The sequence below is a fragment of the Acinetobacter sp. Colony158 genome, from assembly GCF_019264745.1.
GTDB classification, from domain to species: domain Bacteria; phylum Pseudomonadota; class Gammaproteobacteria; order Pseudomonadales; family Moraxellaceae; genus Acinetobacter; species Acinetobacter ursingii.
In genome coordinates this window covers 2358869-2362802 of the sequence record NZ_CP078523.1, presented here as the reverse complement: position 1 = coordinate 2362802, position 3934 = coordinate 2358869, and the positions used below count along the sequence as shown (strand labels likewise).

General features: G+C 37.4%; 5 protein-coding genes and 3 tRNA genes. 4 read left to right on the top strand and 4 right to left on the bottom strand.

The annotated features are described in order from the left end of the window. Together JR005_RS14810 and JR005_RS09545 are read right to left on the bottom strand one after the other, a co-directional pair. A partial coding sequence (locus JR005_RS14810) for an isocitrate lyase/phosphoenolpyruvate mutase family protein (protein WP_228731676.1) occupies positions 1 to 483 on the bottom strand: 483 nt, incomplete at its 3' end. A gap of 44 nt (positions 484 to 527) precedes the next feature. After that, on the bottom strand, positions 528 to 1208 hold the full coding sequence (locus JR005_RS09545) for a GntR family transcriptional regulator (protein ID WP_004987017.1): 681 nt from the start codon (positions 1206 to 1208) through the stop codon (positions 528 to 530). 407 nt (positions 1209 to 1615) lie between these two features. Between JR005_RS09545 and JR005_RS09540 the strand changes: the two genes are divergently transcribed. Beyond that, a tRNA-Asn gene (locus JR005_RS09540) sits at positions 1616 to 1691 on the top strand. A gap of 7 nt (positions 1692 to 1698) precedes the next feature. After that, a tRNA-Asn gene (locus JR005_RS09535) sits at positions 1699 to 1774 on the top strand. Positions 1775 to 1896: 122 nt separating this feature from the next. Here JR005_RS09535 and JR005_RS09530 read toward each other — a convergent pair. Both JR005_RS09530 and JR005_RS09525 read right to left on the bottom strand, forming a co-directional pair. After that, complete coding sequence (locus tag JR005_RS09530; RefSeq protein WP_004987018.1) at positions 1897 to 2532, bottom strand: YitT family protein; 636 nt, start codon at positions 2530 to 2532, stop codon at positions 1897 to 1899. Next, positions 2525 to 3007, bottom strand: coding sequence for an Lrp/AsnC family transcriptional regulator (locus JR005_RS09525; RefSeq protein WP_004998658.1), 483 nt, complete (start codon positions 3005 to 3007; stop codon positions 2525 to 2527). Before JR005_RS09525 ends, JR005_RS09530 begins: the two co-directional genes overlap by 8 nt. Before the next feature lie 478 nt (positions 3008 to 3485). Between JR005_RS09525 and JR005_RS09520 the strand changes: the two genes are divergently transcribed. Both JR005_RS09520 and JR005_RS09515 read left to right on the top strand, forming a co-directional pair. After that, positions 3486 to 3561: transfer RNA gene (locus JR005_RS09520), tRNA-Asn, on the top strand. A gap of 53 nt (positions 3562 to 3614) precedes the next feature. Beyond that, the coding region (locus tag JR005_RS09515) for a DUF2726 domain-containing protein (protein WP_218665827.1) at positions 3615 to 3934 on the top strand (320 nt) is incomplete at its 3' end.

Below are 3934 nucleotides of genomic sequence, written 5' to 3'. Positions count from 1 at the left end.
TGCATCGGTACGTGCCATGATCACAAAGTTTTCATCAGTACGCGCATCCACTGCTGCTTTAATACGATCCACCATTTCTTGTTGCGTAACAATCGCTTTGTTTGGACGATGTCCACAACGTTTTGCGCCCACTTGATCTTCGATATGCATCGCTGCCGCACCGAACTTAATCATCGACTTGGTGGTACGCGCGATATTAAAAGCAGAAGCACCAAAACCTGTATCGACATCGACCAATAATGGCAAATCACAGACATCGGTAATACGACGAACATCGGTTAGAACATCATCAAGGTTACTGATCCCCAAATCAGGTAAACCCAATGAACCTGCTGCAACCCCCCCACCAGACAAATAAATGGCTTTGTAGCCTGCACGTTGTGCCAATAAAGCATGGTTAGCATTAATTGCACCCACAACCTGTAGTGGATGCTCAGTGGCAACTGCTTCTCTAAACTTTTGCCCTGCGGATAATACTGACATGAATTTGTTACTCCTTGTCTTTATAACTGATCTATAACATCGGGTTAAATAAAATGTTTTTGGATATTGCGATAAGATGAAGCGATATGACGGCACATCAGAAGCTCTGCCAGTTCAGCATCGCCATCTGCGATCGCATCTAATATGCGAATGTGTTCAGATAGCGCTTTGTGTGGACGATTTGGCGTTTTGGAATATTGCACCCGATACATACGAATCAAATGATAAAGCTCATCACACAGCATTTTTTCAAGAGTTTTATTACCGCAGTTTTTGATGATGCAATAATGAAAATCATCCTGACCTTCTTGTAAGTAATAACCTTTACCTTCTTTAAAGTTTGGATCTTGCGCATGCAAGTGCAACACTTCACGCAAATTTAAAATTTGCTGTTTATCGATACTCTGTGCAGCTAAACGACAAGCCAAACCTTCTAAAGTTTCACGAATTTGATATAGCTCGAAAAGCTGTTGATGTGACAACGACACGACTCTCGCACCGACATGCGCAGTACGTTCAACCAGCTTTTGCCCTTCAAGACGATGAATCGCCTCACGTAATGGCCCACGGCTAATCCCATAAACGCGAGCAAGCTCAGGCTCAGAAATTTTAGTACCTGGGGCAATATCACCACTGACAATTGCGGTTTGAATCTTTCTAAATATCTGATCGGTGAGCGTGATTGAGTTTAGCTCTTTAATCGGTTGAGTTATTTCAGTTGTCACGACATTGTCAACAATTAATATTTAATAAGTCAAAAATAAAGGTTTAATTGGTTAAAATCAACAATATTGTCAACAATTATACTTTTGTATGATAACTATAAAAATGAAAAAACAAAGGATATAAAAATAAATATTTTAAATTTCAGTCAGTTAATTATAGATTAAACAATAAATGTATTTTTGCTTAGCCTAATACTCAAGACCATGAGAAAACATTTTCATAAGATTGTTATGCTCAAAAAGACAATTGTTTGTATCTTCTTTGGTTAAAACCATTTTAAAGACATCGTGCATGCCGAATAAAGCAGCATAAGTTTATGTTTTGATGATAAATAAATCATTTAAATGTTGTTTTCAGTTTTTATCCTTGACCTGTACATAAGATGTGCCTAGAATGCGCATCAGATTCTCCAATAGCTCAGTCGGTAGAGCGACGGACTGTTAATCCGCAGGTCCCTGGTTCGAGCCCAGGTTGGAGAGCCAAAACTAATCTCCCATAGCTCAGTCGGTAGAGCGACGGACTGTTAATCCGCAGGTCCCTGGTTCGAGCCCAGGTGGGAGAGCCAAGATTCAAAAAAAGCCTACATATTTAATGTAGGCTTTTTTTATTGTCATGGCTGGATGTCTATTTGTGAGAAGTAAATAAAACAGCGAGGATTGCCCCTGCTGCTTTAAGCGTATAGATCATTTAAGCTACATAGCGATCTGGACGATGATTAAGTGCCAATATCAAATTAAGGATGATTGCACCTAAAATAGAAATAGCCAGTAATGTCCAACTGACGAACGCAACTGATGCCAGTAAAATACTAATATCCAAACCCATTTGAACTTTGCCTGCTGGAACTCCATAACGCTCTTGAATAAATAAAACCAGCAAATTAAAACCACCCAGACTTGAACGATGTCTAAATAAAATCAGAAAACCCAAGCCCATTAACACATTGGCTAAAACCGTAGCATACAATGGAGTTAAGCCATCAACATGAATAAAATAAGGATGTAATTCTGTTAACACAGAAAGTAGCGCGACCGCCACGAAAGTTTTGATCACCATGGGCATACCTAAGCGTTTGTATGCCAAATAATAAAATGGAATATTGATCAAGAAAAAAACCAGACCAAATTTTAGTCCTGTCGCATAATGAATCAATAAAGATAAACCTGCTGTCCCACCTGTCAGTGTTCCCGCCTGCTGCATCAACATCATGCCAAATGAGATAATAAAGGTCGCAATAATCATCGCAAGACCATCTTCAATATAAGTATGTGGTCGAGTTTTGATCTCAGCATTGAGATTTAGATCAGCAGTCAGATTAGTCATGTGATTGATCCAGATTCATCATTTGATAATTTTCTTTGATACGCTCAAGAACAATAGAGGTATGACAATTACTTACCCCAATTTTTAGCGTAGTCAGTTTATTAATCAGTTGACTCATTTCATTTAAATCGCGCACCATCACTTTTAATAAATAATCAAAATTACCCGTCAGTTTATAAACTTCACGAATCATGTTCTCATGTTGTACAAAATCCAGAAACCTGTTCAAAACATCATCACTATATTGAAGTAACTTGATTTCAATCATTCCCATGATCGGCTGTAACTCAGCCTCAGGATGCAACTGGGCATAATAGCCCTGAATCATGCCATTTTGCTCAAGCGCGATACGACGACGAGAACACTGTGAAGTTGATAAACCAATGATTTCAGCCAATTCCTGATTGCTTAATCGACCATTACATTGCAGATGCTGCAAGATTTTAAAATCATATTCATCAAGTGAATCATTCATATCAGGTCTTTACCCAATTGAAATTTATTGTGTTTTCAATTAAATTCAACATCAGTTGAATGAAAACCACAATAAATGAGTTGATACTATAATTAAGCAGCAATAATAAGCGTTTGTACCGATAAAACGCAATTAAATTGCACTTAAAATAATAAAATACAATAAAAATTCAAATTTAATCGTAAAACGCAAAAATATTGTATAACACTTGCAAATTATCATAAACAGATTCGAATTAATATTAGACGTATTTTATAAGTCCGAGACAGGTATTATGGCTACAACATGGCGTTGCATTTCAAACGCTAATCTAAGAATCATGAAAGAAGTCTATTGTTTTGATTRAATAAAAAAATCTAAAAATAAAGCTAAGCAACTAGCATCTGACTATTTTTAAATCAGTTAAACTTTTTTTAATAATTTCAGCTTATTAAAGCTTGACCGAAAACCGATTGCCTTTTAGAATCCTACTCCAGATTCTCCCATAGCTCAGTCGGTAGAGCGACGGACTGTTAATCCGCAGGTCCCTGGTTCGAGCCCAGGTGGGAGAGCCAAATTTTTAACCCACTCTATTTAGAGTGGGTTTTCTTTTGAGTATAGGCAAAGTGTGTTGAGTTCATCTCAAATATTCTTTTTAAGTTTAGGCTGTATATCCAGTCTATTGCTTCTAATTACTTGCTTTAAATCATTTTTCTTTTCCAGACAACAGTTTTTTGCTCGCGCTCCTATCACACCTTTTGAATCAAAAATGTTTCATCGGTTGAAAAGTGCTTTTCCCAATCATCATGTTCTGGCCCAAGTCGCTTTTAGTGCTTTGATTACCAGTAATCACTATAAAATTAGACGTAAATTTAATCGAAAAGTCACAGATTTTGTCATTTTAAATGATGCGCTTGAAGTGATCGCGGTCATAGAACTCGACGACCC

Bases quoted from the DNA above. Each gene is read 5' to 3' on its own strand.
- JR005_RS09530 (WP_004987018.1), bottom strand. From the start codon at position 2,532: ATGACTAATCTGACTGCTGATCTAAATCTCAATGCTGAGATCAAAACT.
- JR005_RS09525 (WP_004998658.1), bottom strand. From the start codon at position 3,007: ATGAATGATTCACTTGATGAATATGATTTTAAAATCTTGCAGCATCTG.